This window comes from Bacteroidota bacterium (genome assembly GCA_016713925.1).
Taxonomy (GTDB): domain Bacteria; phylum Bacteroidota; class Bacteroidia; order AKYH767-A; family OLB10; genus JAJTFW01.
Genome location: JADJOH010000008.1, coordinates 107670 through 123871, shown reverse-complemented (window position 1 = coordinate 123871; position 16202 = coordinate 107670). Strand labels below are relative to the sequence as shown.

The following is a 16202-nucleotide window of genomic DNA, read 5'->3' as shown; positions in this document are numbered from 1 at the left end:
TAGTGTAAAAGTCTCTTTTGTCATTGTTTAGTATTTAGAGGTTCATATTTGTCTTGGTCAAATAAATCAAATTCACAAGAGATGTTATCAAAATTGGTTTCCAGTCTTGATAATGAAAATTGACTTTCAAGAGTGTTCTTGAATATTTACTTCCTAGTTTCTTTTGCAAACCCGAATCTGAATAAAATTTATTCCGCAAACTAACCTTTGATCCATTAAACGAAAGGCTTACTGTTCTTCTTCTTGCTATTCCATAAAAGCAAACCTGAATAGATTTGTCAATATCTTGCATTCTGAATTTGATTCCACTTGCGTTGCCTTTTACTGATCCAATTCCTTCAATTTTAATTCTATGACAGCCTATAACTCGCCAAAACAATGTTGCTTCGTTTCCTTCAATTACAATGCTATCTAAAAGTGAAACATCTTTTACTCGTAACATCCTAATAAGTAACAAGTTTTTCAATAGCAAAATAAAGCAATGGACTTGTAAGCCTAAGTTTTTGTATGCTCTATTAATTTGTATTGATGCTTTCCTTTTCATTGAATCATTCCTAACTGAAAGTTGCTATTGCCCTGATGTTGCATAAAGTTTTGCAATTGGTCTTACAAATAGAAGAGTACTTGATTTTTTTAACTAAAGATTTCGAAACAATAAACTAAAATACTAAGTAACTTATGTACTCTAAATAGTTCTACTAAACAATGAATCGTCCTTTCAAAAATATAAAATTTTCTGACAAACAAAAATTGCCAACCCAATTCTTAAAATAAAGCAGCGGCAATTGAAAGACTATCCAAAAGGAATTTGCAAACAACTGTTTATCAAAGTATTAATAATTTAAAACCTTGCCTGATTCACTATTTTCAATCAAGCCATATCTAATTAAGTGGTACATATACACCAGTAAGTCAAGCTCCATACCGGTCCTTTCACCGGAATCTATGGTCTTCTCACTGGTGACGGAATCAAATTATCGGAATCCGGAATAGTCTTAAATCAAATTCAATTCCTCTCCCTATAAATCTTCTCCCCCATCTTCCCTTTATCACCTAATGCCCGGCCCTTTATCAGCCAGGAAGTACCAAAGGAAAATAAGGCTAGGGCCTCACAAATAAGTGTGGTATAGGGAAGCCCGGTGTACGCCAGTATTGGAACAAGAAGAATGAAGAACAGCATCAGGAACCCACAGATTTTGTAGATCCTATTTTCATTAATCATACTTACGGGAATATCTACATTTTCCTCTTGTCCTATCGTAAATACCTTGATGGAAACTATGGCTAAAACCACAAAGAACATCCCGGCGAAAACATAGTGTATTGTACCAAGGTAGGGATGACATACCGGTATAATCGTATAAATCTTTTGCAGACAATCATCGGGATCGGTAGGGAATAATGCAATACCAAATGCCATACCTCCGGCTATATTGGTGAGCAGACTATCATTCTTCCAAAACACCGGGTTTTTATGGCCCTTGTACCGTATTAAAAATAATCCCACCGCGCACAAAACTCCTGTAAACAACTCCCGGAAGTTCGTATAGTAATAATGACTTATTGAATTTTGAACTTTTGTTTCAAAGAAAGGAATCAGAGGCAAAATCAAAAGAACTACCGGCAAGCCCATTCCCAATATACCTATTGCAGAGCGGATACGGCGGTAGGTGAGTTTGTCGTTTTCGGTGGGTGGGTTCATGAGTTGGTTTAGTTTGCAATAACTCTTTTAAAAGCTTCTTTGCTTTACAACACAACTACGATAAAATTTATTCTATTTGAAAATCACAAGAGTAATTAAGTGCTTTTAATACTAATTTTCCTTTGAATTCTCTGTCCTTTAAATCGGATTGAACAATCATAACCCTATTCATTTCCCATAAAATGGTCTTTCGGACTTCCGAGCAACAGTGGTTTAATAGTTCGTGCTCTCAACAACGTAATCTTAGTTGATAGCACCTGCCATTAAAGGAAACATATTTTTTCTTTCTATGGAGAAACAAAATCGGCGGATAATGTTTCGCTAGTGAATAGTACAGGATACTTGCTCCATGTTTCTATGGAGTTACGATGACGAATGACTAAATAATATGATTTACCTAATACACCAAGAGGAAATGTAAACGTTGATGTGCCATCGGTATTTAAAATCGCTTTTGAATTGTATTTTATTTCATACCCGACCGAGGTATCTGCGAGAGCAAGAACAATACTGTCACAAAAAAGGGGATGATTGAGGGGGTCAATTACTGCCCTCATTAACCCATTACCAATATAATAGCCCTCGATGATTGTATTTAAATTAACAGTAATGGAACAATAGGAAACCTTTTTTACTACCGCACTATCCATGGCAGGGATATTTGGTGCAAAAGAAGAACAACCGTAACTGCTAAACATGCGGCATTGAATGGTGTCATTATTAGTAAAAAATGAAGCAGGATACTTTATGGTTTCGCCTGTGGCAAAATAGCCGAAATAAGGTATGCCCATTGAATAATAGGTTTTGTACCAGTTGTAAGTTGGATGCAGCCCACCTAAAACTGGAATTGCTTTTAATTTTATACTATCAGAATTGCAAATAGTTGTACCTGCCAGTGCCTCAATAATAACAAACGGTGTTGCTGTGGTGCAGGGCATATATTTCTCGGTAATAACTTGTGAAGGATAGTTCATAAAGAAAAAATAAAAACTTGCAAAGCTCCCTCCTAACAATTTGGAGTAACTTTGACTGCCGGAACCAAGTGGATTATTAATAGCTAATTCTAACTGACCATTTAAAGCATTGTACTTATTAATATGATATCCTGCATTATAAGTTGCTGCAAAAAGCTGCCCTCCATCACTCAGCGCTATACAATGTTGACCTTGATAGTGCAATGTTTCACTGGAGATATTGGGATTAACTGGGTTGTTCCAAAGTATAGTTCCGCCAGAAGAAATTTTTGCAATATAAAAGCTCCTGGCCACATAAATATTTCCAGAACCATCCGCCACCATTTCTTCAAATGAGCCGACAAGTGAAGATACAATCCATTGTTGGTTACCTGCCAAATCGTAAGAATGTACCGATACTCCATTACTATTACTACTATTACTTGCTGCAACATAAATCAAATTGTTTGCAACAATAATTCTTCGTGCTTGATCAGCGTTAATCGTACCATTTAAGGGATCAAATTGATTCCATAAAAAGACCCCATTACCATCACATTTCATGGTAAATTTTCTTGATAGAGGAGACCATGATTGATAACCCGTATTTTGATAGCCTACAGTTTCATTACCAACAGTATAAATATTTCCATTATTATCAGTGGCAATATCACTGATGTTACTGCTGTAAAAGGAATAAGGAAAGTAAAAAAGCTGATGATCGAATTTCTCCCACATGGTAACTCCATTATTGGCCACTTTTGTTATTACACTATGGTTAGTGTTATAAATCCAATCATTGCCGGGAGGCATGATATAATTATTACTCCCAATAATAATATTGTAATTAGGATCTAATGCAATGCACGTGTACTGGTACGCAGTTTGTGATATGTGCCAACTAATAACACCATTAGGATCAACCTTAATAAGGTAATAGGTATTATTAGATCCGACTCCCTTACAGATCATGTAAGAATTGCCAAAGGGGTCCACCTGAAATACATTGTAAGGACCTGTATGACTACTCGGATGGTAAAAATTTGTTTTCCATTGGTAAACCCCGTTGCTATCGTATTTCATTACAAAAACAGAGTGATTGTTAATAGGAGCATAGTAAGATCTAGCAGTAACATAAATATTTCCGGCAGCATCTTTTTAATGCTACGTGCTCCATTCGAGTTGTTGGAAATCGAATCACTTGGAAATGCTTGTTCCCATACTTCATCGTATTGTGCAAAAGTAGTGGTCGTAAAAAGCAGTAAAATCAAAATACATTTTAATTTTTTATGTAAATAATTTTTCATCTTAGTTGATTTAATATTTCTTCTTAAATACTTGGTTGCTGCTAACGGTCTCTTTTTTGCGTAACTCGCAGCCTTAAAATTAACTCCAACACTCTCCTAATTGGGCAGTATTAGTATTAGCGCTAGTTATATTCTATTGAAGTAATGCGACAAGCTTTTCGACTCGCAACTTATTGTCGCACTGTTTTTGCATAACAACAACCTAAATGCTCTATCACTTAGAATCAGGATTTATATTTTACATGACTAAAGATCTCGAAACAATAAACTGATATATTTAATAACTTATGTACTCTAAATAGTTCACTAAACCATGAATCGTCTTACCAAATATATTAAATTATTTGAAATACAATTCTCCCCACTTCTTTAAAAAATCGGAAACTCACCTAAATTTACATCTTGTTGCGTATAAATATGCTAATCAAAGTCTTATATTTCACTCCCTGCACAAATCTTCTCACACCTTCCTCCCCTCCAAAATCTCCTCCCCTCACACACTCCAACTTCTCCCACATCTCTCCTATTCTCCCCTCAAACCCTCTCCCCCCACCCCTTTCACCCTCCCCCCTGCCCTTCTTACCCGAAATTCATCTATTTTCGCCACCTTCTGAGGGGATATGGAGTGAGAACACCGCATTTTTGCAGGAGAGGAAGTGGGTCCGAAGGGATCGTTAATCAATGTCAGACAATATCGCAACGCAGTTACTCGTCATTCAGCAGCTCTTGGAGCAAGGGAAGGTGGGGCTGAGTTGCAGGTGATCATCGCCCGCTATCCGGAGCAAGGGAAGGCGCAGGCGATGTTGGGAAGCATTTATCTCCACCACCTTGCCGATTTCACCGCCGCCGAGGAGGCTTTCCGTATCGCGATGCGTCAGGCTGCTATTCTTGAAATCAAACAAAAGACAGAAAATGGAGGTAAATGTCAAATGTTGGAGTTGCCAGAGAATAATAAATTAACAGCAATGTATTTATTATCATGGCATAATGATCGTTGATAGCATATGAAGTTGGAAAAGCAGGCGTATTTAATGTGTCTAAATGAAAGACTACATAAATCCTATTCCTACACTACCACATTAAGGTACCGTCTTTGGAAGTGATTGCGAAGAATTTTGACAGCAGCGAATTTCCCCTGATTCTCCCTTTACAAATTGGGCACATAGGCTATGTCAGCCTTTCTTCAAGTAGGTGTTTCCATAATATAAATCCCTTCCTTTCGTCTGAGTAGTCATGAACTATTCTGCTGAAATTGTCCGGGCTATTCTCAAGAAATCCCTGACGTCCCTTGTTTCTGATTAAGTTTAAATGTTGGTCAACCAATCTCAAATTGTCAGGAAGTTTCCTTATGTCATTTTCGATATGCCAAACATAAGTAGCTTCCTCGGTGTCCAGAGTTTCCATTACAATGTGAAAATGATCTTTACCGGTTAGTAAAAACACAAAAGAAAACGGGCTCAAAACAAATCGAATTTTCATAATTGCTCTTGTATGTCTCAATGCCAGGTATTGCAAGTGCTTCCGGTGTTTATAATTTTTTTTCTTAATAAAATCATTCAATAAGTCTTCCCCGGAGCTATAAAGTTGTACTACTTTGTCGTTCCCCGTTTGCAACTGGCGAATATCCTGCAAACCATTCTGTGGCTCAGTATTTGACTTGCTAAGAAAGTTCTTTGTGATAAATCTGAATTTTACACCCTCAATTACTTCTCGATTTATTTTTTGAATATCCTTCGAGCTCGCTAATTGAGAAAGTAGGTTCCCATCTTCAAATTCAGCCTGAATTTCTGCTTCAACACTTTTCAGCTTTAGTATCTTTAAAAAGTAGGGTTTTAAAACTTCAAACTCAGGTCTGATCTCAAGATTTTCAATATCAAATTCTATTTCCTTATTAATTTCGGGTATGAGATAAATGAATGCGATGCTTCCATAACGGAATTCAAGATTTTCAAATGGTATTTTTACTTTTCGTTGTATAGCAAAAGTCTTTGTAGGTAAAATATCTTCTTCAATTGGGTCGTCAAACAAAGTTGATTGTTTTTCAATCCTCTTATAGTACGTATTTCTTTTCAGAAACATTTTATTCAGGTAGTCTATCTTTATGTCACGGTAATCATAAATTGTGGGCGTTATTTCTGATCGTTGAACTCTGCCTATGTATTGAATCAGCTTGCCTTCGAATGAAAATGGATAAACGAGAAACAGGCAATTAACATTTTGCAGGTCGGTTCCTTCTCCAAAATACTGACCAGTGGGTATCAAAACTTGGTAATTTCCATCCCTCAAAAGTTTCCATTTGGTACTGCGATCCTTTTCAGAATCATCGCCACTTAGTGTAACAGTTTCATAAGACTGTTTGAGGTATTGATAAAGAGTGTCAATATGTTCCTTTCGTTCAGTAATTATTACCGCTTTCCTGCCAGCTTTCAATTCAGTGATTACATCGGAAAGAATCAGTTTGTTTCTAGTCGAATCATGCACGAGTATTTTAGAAACAGTTTCAAATTGATCGGTTTTTGGATTGAATGGAATATCTAATTCCGTATTTCGTATAACAATCCTGGCTTTCCCGGAATCTTTGATTTCATTCTGTTTTATTTCGCTGATCACCTCACCTAAATAAATGAACATGAGTTTTACGTCATTGTACTTTCTAAAAGGTGTTGCAGTTAGGCCATAGGAATAAAAAGTCATTAGCTTGCTAACCGTGTTCCGAAAAGTCTCCGCTGGTATATGATGACATTCGTCTATAATGACAAGTCCAAAGGCGTTTGTGAATTCGCTATTAGGTTTTTCAAGTTCCTTAGCCAGACTTTGGATCATAGCGATTGCTACATTTTTTCCGGCCCTTGTTTTCCCAAGTCCAATTTTCCCTATTTCGTGTTTTGGAATACCCAGGAAAGTTTGAATTCTTTCAATCCATTGCTCGGCAATTTGTTTGCGGTGTGTAATGATCAGGGCTGGTTGTTTTTTCTCGGCAATTATTTTTAACCCTACAATTGTTTTACCTGATCCGGGAGGAGCTACGATAATTCCAAGGTCTTTCTTTTTGGTTATTTCTATTACGCTTTGCTGGTGTTCTCTTAAATTGGTGTTGAACAAGTAAGGAATTTCCTTATGTTTTTCCCTCTCATCTTGAAACTCATATTCAATGTTATGCATTTTGCAGAATCGTATCAACTTTCCGACAAATCCCCTGGGAATTATTAATTCACCCTCTGTTTCCTCTATGAGCCTAAAATAGCGTTCTGTTCCGAAAGTATTTCTACCGACCTTTTTCTTAATAATGAACTCCGTGTTGGCAAAATTCAGTTCTTCCTTTAAAAAGTTTATCAAAGGTGTGGTTAATCCTTCGCGGCTCAAGCGTACACAATTGTTCAGGCTTATGGTCAATTTTCCGGAAATTGTTTTCGATTTAAAATCTACATCTGAACCGGAATAGGTTTGATATAATTCATCCAGTGTTTTTGTTGAAATTCGCCTGATGCTCCCGAGAAATCCCCATTGATTTTTATAAGGTTCAGAAGTTTCCGGATCAATGAAGCAGTTATTACCAAGTTCCAGCGTTTTTTTGAACAAAGGAAGTGCGATCAAATTCCCGAAGCCTTTACCTGATAAAAAATCCTGGTTCGGAAATAGCCGGTCAAAACTTGAACTTTTGTCAAATATTGAAAATAGACCTATCTGTTCTAAAATGGATATGATAATTTTTCTGCTTCTGAAAGCCGGGTAAGGTTGATCGAAGAATATCCATACGTGTCCTCCTTTTCCGGAACGGGAACGTTCCAAATATGCCGGAATTTGTTTTGCTTCGCAGGCAGACTGAAACTGTTTACATTGTTCCAGCCAGTTATCTTTGTCAAAATCAGCAGCAATAAACCAAGAAGTGTTATCCGGCATTAAAGGATAAACTCCGGCAAACTGCTCTCCTGCAAGGTGTTTCAAAAGCTCTAAATCGGTAAAGGGTAAATATTTCTTCTCGGTAAAATTCTGGAAAGTTCCGCCTTTCATTTTATGCGCCTTTAACCTATAAGGGTCATAAAAATATGCGGGCATATAGCCGCCTTTATTCTCCTTTTCCCAACGGATGGCGAACACATCTTCCCTGCCTTTGAATAAAGACCGGAATAATGTTATTTGTTCCTGCTGTGTGGCTGCGGTCATTGAAGTTTGAAGAATAGGTTGTGTCTTGGTTCATTCTCTATAGCAGTCGATTACTTGGCAATTGGCGCGATTTTGGGTCAATTGTGACGCAATTATTGTGCAATCAATGTGCAATTTGTGCAATTAATGTGCAATTGATTTTAGCTGATAAAATGCCCCAGCTCCCTTAATATCACTACCAAGAAGAATATTCTTCTGAACTAAATCCCCAAGGTCGTTACTTGCGGTATTTCTTGAACAGTCGTTTAATTCCTGATATTCTTTATTCGTAATTTTCCCTTTCTCCTTCACAAAATTCACTGCTTTTAATTGTCGGCCATTCAGTCCAAGTTTTGCTAATTGGTCTCCCGTTAAATTGTCTTTGAAAAGGGTTACCAAAAAACCGCCTTGAAATTCCTTTATTTCGGGTTCGGGTAATTTTGCCTCTTTGCAAGCATCATAAATTTTCAACGTTCCTCGTCCCCATGAATCAATGAATCCTCCTTTAAAACAAACGTCTGCAATTAAAACATTTCTTGGTCGTGAAGTATGGAATCCTTTTAATGCCTCAAATGTTAAGCCTACGGGAAGGATACCTTCATTCCAAAAATTAATTTTGTTATCATAAACCCGTATTTGAGTTGGCGATCCCATATAGTTGCGATGCACCAACGCATTTAAAATAATTTCACGTAGTGCAGCAGTTGGGTATTCACTTCTTTCGAGCCTGTGCATTCCTTTAAATTCTATTGGTCTTGTAAGAAATTTATGGTTGAGTTGATTTAAAACTGCCTGAAGCAATAAAATTAAATTTGCTTCTTCTGTTTCCTGAAATTTTAAGTCGGCATCATCTTTTCCAAAGCGACCAATCTTTACAAAGGTGTTTGGGTAAAATTTAGCAGGTTCTTTCCCAAATAGAATAAGAGCAGCTCGTTTTAACTGACTGTTTTCGGTAAGCCTTAATTTTTCAAACAATTCAGGAATTGTCAAGCCTTTATTTTCAGGCAAGCGACCAGCATTTTCAGATGCCTGTAAAAATATGGTAACTGTTTTTTCGTCAATGTCTGCAAAGGTAGCACGAGGTTCTACAACATCGTCCCAAGTCTTGCCTGATCTTTTTAATAGAAACTCATTCAACGAAGCTCCCGTTAATTCTTGTTTAGTGCTTCCACTTCGGTAATAATATCTTCCTCTTATCGAAATAGGAACGGAGTAGGGATGAGTTACAATTTCAATAAAATGCTTTCCCGTTTCTTCATGTAGATTTACTTCGGCAGAAATACCCATTGAGTTTCTGATCTTGTTGGGCAAATCCTCCATCAATTTTTTATAATTGTCAACACCAACAATTTTTCCATCATCATCTTTGCCGATAAAAATCACTCCACCCTGGGCATTGGCAAAGCCACAAACCCATTTGAGGTAGTCGTCATGCCAACTTTGTTTGTATTCTATGTTTTGTTGCTCGTGCATTATAAATCGATTATTTACTTATCAACTAATCCAAATTTATCTTTTACATCTTCGACCAAATAATAATGAAGTAAATTCACGCTCGTAAGTATTCCAAACATTTAAGAATTCAATTAAATACTCTTGATTAAATTCTATTAATAACATCGATTTATCAAACTGCTACAGAATTGTTTTAATATTCTCAATTTTGCTTACTACCACTAACTTTATTTAGAGAACTTCTCTGATGTCTTTGAGAACTCGGTTGACCGGGGAGAAATACGATTTTACTAAAAATCTCAATACAATAAACCGATTTACTTAATAACTAATGTATTTTAAATAGTTCCACTAAATAATGTTCCGTCCTACCAAAACTATTAAATTATCTTTAATCCCCTTCTTATAAAATTATTTATACCTGAAATTCAAATCTAATTTATCACCCTACTATACAATAAACTGTAAATCTATATCTCATAAATTCACCCCCACCGATTGCCTCTAAACTCCCCACCTCCGGACAAAAGCGTCACTAACCTCCTTTCTTCCCTCCCCAAAACCTTCCCCTTTCCACATCACCATTCTGACAAGTCCCACCCCTTTCACCCTCCCCCCTGCCCTTCTTACCCGAAATTCATCTATTTTCGCCACCTTCTGAGGGGATATGGAGTGAGAACACCGCATTTTTGCAGGAGAGGAAGTGGGTCCGAATGGATCGTTAATCAATGTCAGACAATATCGCAACGCAGTTACTCGTCATTCAGCAGCTCCTGGAACAGGGGAAGGTGGGCGAAGCGTTGGCGGAGTTGCAGGTGATCATTGCCCGCTATCCGGAGCAAGGGAAGGCGCAGGCGATGTTGGGAAGCATTTATCTCCACCACCTTGCCGATTTCACCGCCGCCGAAGAGGCTTTCCGTATCGCGATGCGTCAGGCACCCGCCTACCCCGACCTCTATTACGATTATGGCGAACTTTTACTCCGCCTCGATAAAGCCACCGAAACCGTCGCCGTCCTCAATAAATCCCTGGAAGTCCCCGGAATTGAAAAGGATAAAATTTACAGCCTCTTCGGAAATCTCTATGAACGAGAGAAAAAATGGGAAGAAGCGATCGAGTATTATACGAAGGCGATTTTTTATTCCTTATCGGATGTTGATGTTAGTCGATATCAAAATGATTTGAATAGGGTAAAGATTAAAATGAACCTATAAATTTTCTGGCATCGATATTTTGATGGGCCGCAGATTTATTATGATTTTTATGATTTGTTATGATAAACTCCATGTACCAAAAAAAAGCCGGAAGCCGGTGGCTGGAAGCCGGAAGCCTTTCCATGCACCAAAAAATTTATTTATGCATAAAAATAGTATGCACTAAAAAACACTATTGATAACTACTATTATGAATATTTTTAACCGCTCTTCCCGAAGGATCATTTAAATTTTGAAAAGAAGGATCCCAGGCGAGGGCTTCGGCGCTGCTGCAGGCGACAGACTTGACAGAAGGTACACAGGCCGCTGCGGTATCAGAGGGGAAATGGGAATGGAAGATGCCGCGGTAATGGTACTCCTCCTTGCTCATGGGAGGGTGGACAGGAAAACGGAACTTCGCTTGCGCTAATTCTTCGTCGCTGATTTTTTCGTTGGCTAAGGCTTTCAATGTATCAATCCATCCGTAGCCTACGCCATCACTGAATTGCTCTTTCTGTCGCCAGACAATGCTTTCGGGCAACAGGTCTTCGAAGGCTTTGCGTAGAATCCACTTTTCCATCTTGCCGTTGCCCGCCATCTTATCGGCCGGATTCAGGCGCATCGCTACATCCATGAATTCTTTGTCGAGGAAAGGTACGCGTCCTTCGACTCCCCAAGCGGCGAGGGATTTGTTGGCGCGCAGACAATCGTATAAATGCAACTTGCTTAATTTGCGTACGGTCTCTTCGTGAAAGGATTTGGCATCGGGCGCTTTGTGGAAGTAGAGATAGCCGCCAAAAATTTCATCAGCCCCTTCTCCCGATAAAACCATTTTTATGCCCATCGACTTAATGACTCTTCCCAGCAGGTACATGGGTGTAGCTGCGCGAACGGTAGTGACATCATAGGTCTCGAGGTGGTAGATGACGTCGCTGATCGCATCGAGTCCTTCCTGGACCGTGAAATGAATTTCGTGATGTATGGAGCCTATATGTTCCGCGACTTTCTGTGCCGCTGCCAGATCGGGTGATCCCTCGAGTCCGACAGCGAAGGAATGCAATTGCGGATACCAGGCCATCTGCGTATCGTTGCTCTCGATGCGTCGCGCTGCATATTTTTTGGTGATGGCAGAGATGATGGAAGAGTCCAGTCCGCCCGAGAGTAAGACGCCATAAGGCACATCGCTCATCAACTGCCGGTGGACGGCCTGCTCGAGCGCTTCACGTAATTGAGCACTATCACTGGTATTGTGCTTCACGTTTTCAAATTCCATCCAATCGCGGGTGTACCAACGCTGGGGTGTCGCGCCTTCCTTGCTGTAGAGATAATGTCCGGGCAGGAACTCTTCGATTTTATTGCAGGTCCCTTCCAGTGCTTTGAGCTCCGAGGAAACATAAAAATTTCCAAACTTATCCCAGCCCATGTAGAGCGGGATGATGCCCATATGATCACGTGCAATCAGATAGCAGTTTTGTTCTTTATCGTAGAGGGCAAAAGCAAAGATGCCGTTGAGGTCTTCGATGAAATCTTTTCCCTTCTTGCGGTAAAGTGCGAGGATCACTTCGCAATCGGAATGCGTGAGGAAATGATAATCCTGCAAACCGGCACGCAATTCCATATGATTATAGATCTCTCCGTTGACCGCCAGCACTAATGTTTTATCCTCGCTGTACAAGGGCTGCTTCCCTGAGGTGGGATCTACAATAGCCAGCCGTTCATGTGCGAGAATCACATTCGCATCACTGTACATCCCCGACCAGTCCGGACCACGGTGTCTGATTCGCTTAGCCATCTCGAGCACCTTGGGGCGAAGATCGGCTGTGTTACTTTTGATATCGAAAACTCCTACTATTCCGCACATAGGTGGCAAAAATAATGAAAAGGGGTTACGAAATACGAAAGTTTACGAAAATGCGAAATACGAAATACGAAAGTTTACGAAAATGCGAAATGCGAAATACGAAATACGAAAGTTTACGAAAATACGAAATGCGAAATACGAAATACGAAATACGAAAGTTTACGAAAATACGAAATGCGAAATACGAAATGCGAAACCTGCCTGCCGGCAGGCAGGTGCGAAAGTTTACGAATGTACGAATTACGAATTTTTACGAATGTACGAGTGAGCACAAGCCCTGTAGGGGCGACACCTCTGTAACCCGGGAGAGCTACTTCCACCACCCTCCTGCGGGCACACGACCTAGGGTCGGGTGCCCGCGGTTGTTAGGAGAGAGGGCGCCTGTCTTTACAGAGATGTCGCCCCTACAGGGCTTGTGGTGGTAGTAGCTCTCATGGGTACAGAGGTGTTGAAAGATGTCGCCCCTACAGGGCTTGTGGTGGTAGTAACTCTCCTGGGTACAGAGGTGTTGATTTGATGTCAGCGTGGTTATTACTTCTGCAGTTCTACCGCCGGAGGAATTAGTTTGTACACTACCGGCGTGACGACCCGGGAGAGGATGGTGGAGCTGATGAGTCCGCCGATCATGACGATGGCGAGGGGAGAGATGAGCGGGTTGGTGGAGATGGCGATGGGGAAGAGTCCGCCGATGGCAGTGAGTGAGGTGAGGACGATAGGGAGGAAACGAATTTCTCCGGCTTCACGGATCGCCTGCTCTAAGGGCATGCCTTTCTCGCGCAACTGATTGGTAAAATCGACGAGCAATATGGTGTTCTTGACTTCGATGCCCGCCAAGGCAATGATGCCGATGGTGGCGACAAAGGATAACGAATTTCCCGTGACGAGTAAGGCGAGTACAGCACCCACTATACCAAGCGGGATGACGGATAAGACAATGAGCGTGCTCTTGAATGTTCTGAATTCGAGAATGAGGACGGCGATGAAGAGGAAGATGGTGACGAGGATGATGGTGCCGAATCCGCCGAACGATTCATTCCTACTCTCCACTTCTCCACCCATCTCATAGCTGTAGCCGGAAGGCAATTTGACCTGATCCATCTTTGCGATGACGCCATTGATTACTTCATCGTTGAGATATCCCTTCTGCACATAGGCGCTCACCGATACCGTGCGGGCTTTGTTAAAATGGTTGATGCTGAGGGGTGAGGATTCGAAGGTGAGTCCGGCGATTTGCTTTAGCGGTATGGCAGTACCGTTAGCCGCGTTTACGTAGAGGTCATCAAAGACTTCGAGTCCGGGACGGGCTTCCTTGGGTTTACTCACCACTATGCTGAACTCATCGCCCGCTGCATCGGTGAAGGTTCCCATCTCGAGTCCTGCCACGGCCATGCGGATGCTTCTGTCCATGCTGAGGGTAGGAACACCCAACTGAATCGCCTTCTCCTTGTTGATCGCCACCTTGATATCCGACTTGCGGTGCATCAGCGGATTATTGACATAGAGGGTTCCATCTACAGTTCGCAGTAACTTCTCCACCTGCGCAGCGAGGACACTCAGGGTATCGAGGTTCTCGCCATAGAGACGCACCTCCACGGGAGCAATCACGGGCGGACCCTGCTCGAAGTTCTTCACCTCCACTTTGGCGCCGGGATAGGGTGTCCATTGTTTACGAAGCTGATCGATGATGGCGAGTTTTCGTTTCGGACTGGTATGCTCTTCCAACTGCACAAAGAGTTCTGCAAAATCACTGCGGTCATCCTTCGGTACGATGTTATAGTACACGCGTGGATTTCCATGTCCTACGTTGGTGGCGACATATTGCACCTCGGGGACTTTCTTCAGTTCACGTTCAACGGTGCGGGTGATGGAATCCGTGTACTCGATATTACTCTGCAGGGGACTGATCACATTCACCATAAACTGTGGTTTCTCGGAGGCGGGGAAGAGGCTAAAGCCCACCACAGGGAATAACGCCAGCGAACCTCCGAAAACCAGCAATCCTATCAGCACTGTCATCACCGGACGCTGAAGTGCCTTTTCCAGCAGACGACTGTAACTGCCGTGAATCACTCTTTTCAACGCGCGCATGAACACATTTCCATCGGGATGACCGGAATGTTCTTTCAGCACACGACTGGAAAGAAAGGGAATGATCGTCAGCGAGACCAGCATCGAAGCGATCACCGCGCTGATCACCGCCATGGGCAAGCTGCGGATAAAATCTCCGGAGGCCTCGGGTAAAAAGATGATGGGAAGAAAAGAGATGATGAGGGTCGCGGTACAGCCTATAACGGCGAGGCCTATCTGCTGTGTGGCTTTCAATGTCGCTTCCAGCCGGCTATGCCCTTCCCGCAGCCAGCGTTCGATATTCTCCACCACCACGATGCTATCATCCACCAGCAATCCCAGCGCCACGACCAATCCCACGATGCTCAGTTGATTCAGGGTATAGCCCATCAAATTCAGCAATACGATGCCGATCGCGAGTGAAAGCGGAATAGAAATCATCACCACCGAGGCAGCTCTCATCCCGAGGGGAAGCAGGGTAATGGCCACGAGTAGTATAGCGATCAGGAAATCGAACGCCAAACCATTCAGGCGCTTGTTGACATTATCGGCCTGATCAAAATGCAATTTCAAATCGATGTTCGAAGGCAAGGTCTTCCTGAACGCTTCGATGACCGGAAGATAGGCTTGTTGCGTGGTGCTGATGTTCTCCTGCTTCTTCTGCGCCGCGGTCACGAAAACGGCACGGTGCCCGTTCAGTCGGGTGATATGTGTAGTCGTTTCAAAATCTTTGTAAACGTTTGCAATGTCTTTCAGCAAAATATTTTTTCTGTTCACGCTGTAGATGATCGTATTCGCCACTTCCTGCTCATCTTTATAATTCCCGCTCGTTTTCACGTTGAAACTTCGGGCGCCTTCCTGCACACTACCACCGGGGATATTGGCGATCTCACTCTGCAAAACATTCAGCACGGCATCGAGCGGGATATGCAACTGCGCCATCTTACTCAAATTCAAATCTACTTTCACCTGCTGTTCCGGGATCCCAAAAATTTCCACGTTCTTCAGTGCGGTCACTTTCTCGAGTTTCTCCTGCAAGCGCTCGGCTTCCTTCTTCAGCGTGAGCATGCCGGCATTTTCAGAGATCAGCGCCAGTTGAATCACGTTTACATCCGAAGGCTGAATCTTCCGCACCTCCATCGCCGCGATTTCCTTCGGCAGTTGGGTACGAATGGTATTCACTTCGCGTACGAGCTCCTGGTACTTCTCCTCCACATCGCTGCTATACTTGTACTCCACCGTGAGTACGGCAAGACCATCGGAGATAAAAGTTTTAATTCTTTTGATATCTTCCAGGGCATATAATTTTTTCTCCAGCGGGTCCACCACAATCTCTTCCATATCTCCCGGACTTGTCCCCGGATAAACCACCACCACCGGAAACTGCGGGGCATTGATATCCGGATCTTCAGAGCGGGGCATGGTGAGAATCGTCGTCACACCGAGGGCCACTACCATGAGGAAAATGATCAGGGTAAACTGATAATTCTTAACTGCGTAATCAGAAATTTTCATGGGAAA

9 protein-coding genes are annotated in these 16202 nt (G+C 41.6%); 2 read left to right on the top strand and 7 right to left on the bottom strand.

Features of this window, described 5'->3' with window-relative positions:
- Positions 1-34: 34 nt before the first annotated feature.
- From IPJ86_14905 to IPJ86_14895, 3 genes are all read right to left on the bottom strand, one after another.
- Positions 35-544 (bottom strand): hypothetical protein, encoded by a 510-nt coding sequence (locus tag IPJ86_14905; protein MBK7888512.1) that lies wholly within the window; start codon positions 542-544, stop codon positions 35-37.
- 462 nt (positions 545-1006) lie between these two features.
- A complete protein-coding gene (locus tag IPJ86_14900) occupies positions 1007-1702 on the bottom strand; it encodes a hypothetical protein (protein MBK7888511.1) in 696 nt (231 codons plus the stop codon).
- Between the two features lie 287 nt (positions 1703-1989).
- Positions 1990-3738: a hypothetical protein gene (locus tag IPJ86_14895; GenBank protein ID MBK7888510.1), complete on the bottom strand. Its 1749-nt coding sequence runs from the start codon at positions 3736-3738 to the stop codon at positions 1990-1992.
- A gap of 880 nt (positions 3739-4618) precedes the next feature.
- On the opposite strand from IPJ86_14895, the gene IPJ86_14890 reads away from it, so the two are divergent.
- Positions 4619-4960 (top strand): hypothetical protein, encoded by a 342-nt coding sequence (locus tag IPJ86_14890; protein ID MBK7888509.1) that lies wholly within the window; start codon positions 4619-4621, stop codon positions 4958-4960.
- Between the two features lie 169 nt (positions 4961-5129).
- Here IPJ86_14890 and IPJ86_14885 read toward each other — a convergent pair whose 3' ends face one another.
- A complete protein-coding gene (locus IPJ86_14885; GenBank protein MBK7888508.1) occupies positions 5130-8018 on the bottom strand; it encodes a DEAD/DEAH box helicase family protein in 2889 nt (962 codons plus the stop codon).
- A gap of 231 nt (positions 8019-8249) precedes the next feature.
- Positions 8250-9578, bottom strand: a complete 1329-nt coding sequence (locus IPJ86_14880; GenBank protein ID MBK7888507.1) for a putative DNA binding domain-containing protein — start codon at positions 9576-9578, stop codon at positions 8250-8252.
- Between the two features lie 710 nt (positions 9579-10288).
- On the opposite strand from IPJ86_14880, the gene IPJ86_14875 reads away from it, so the two are divergent.
- Complete coding sequence (locus tag IPJ86_14875) at positions 10289-10774, top strand: tetratricopeptide repeat protein (protein ID MBK7888506.1); 486 nt, start codon at positions 10289-10291, stop codon at positions 10772-10774.
- A 172-nt stretch (positions 10775-10946) separates the two neighbouring features.
- On the opposite strand, the gene asnB is transcribed toward IPJ86_14875, so the two are convergent.
- Together asnB and IPJ86_14865 are read right to left on the bottom strand one after the other, a co-directional pair.
- Positions 10947-12614, bottom strand: coding sequence for an asparagine synthase B (gene asnB, locus IPJ86_14870; GenBank protein MBK7888505.1), 1668 nt, complete (start codon positions 12612-12614; stop codon positions 10947-10949).
- A 531-nt stretch (positions 12615-13145) separates the two neighbouring features.
- Positions 13146-16196, bottom strand: coding sequence for an efflux RND transporter permease subunit (locus tag IPJ86_14865; protein ID MBK7888504.1), 3051 nt, complete (start codon positions 16194-16196; stop codon positions 13146-13148).
- Between the last annotated feature and the right edge of the window lie 6 nt (positions 16197-16202).

Excerpts from the sequence above, each read along its gene's own strand:
- IPJ86_14905 (MBK7888512.1), bottom strand. The coding sequence starts at position 544 with ATGAAAAGGAAAGCATCAATACAAATTAATAGAGCATACAAAAACTTA.
- IPJ86_14900 (MBK7888511.1), bottom strand. The coding sequence starts at position 1,702 with ATGAACCCACCCACCGAAAACGACAAACTCACCTACCGCCGTATCCGC.
- IPJ86_14895 (MBK7888510.1), bottom strand. The coding sequence starts at position 3,738 with ATGAAATACGATAGCAACGGGGTTTACCAATGGAAAACAAATTTTTAC.
- IPJ86_14885 (MBK7888508.1), bottom strand. The coding sequence starts at position 8,018 with ATGCCCGCATATTTTTATGACCCTTATAGGTTAAAGGCGCATAAAATG.
- IPJ86_14880 (MBK7888507.1), bottom strand. The coding sequence starts at position 9,578 with ATGCACGAGCAACAAAACATAGAATACAAACAAAGTTGGCATGACGAC.
- IPJ86_14875 (MBK7888506.1), top strand. The coding sequence starts at position 10,289 with ATGTCAGACAATATCGCAACGCAGTTACTCGTCATTCAGCAGCTCCTG.
- asnB (MBK7888505.1), bottom strand. The coding sequence starts at position 12,614 with ATGTGCGGAATAGTAGGAGTTTTCGATATCAAAAGTAACACAGCCGAT.
- IPJ86_14865 (MBK7888504.1), bottom strand. The coding sequence starts at position 16,196 with ATGAAAATTTCTGATTACGCAGTTAAGAATTATCAGTTTACCCTGATC.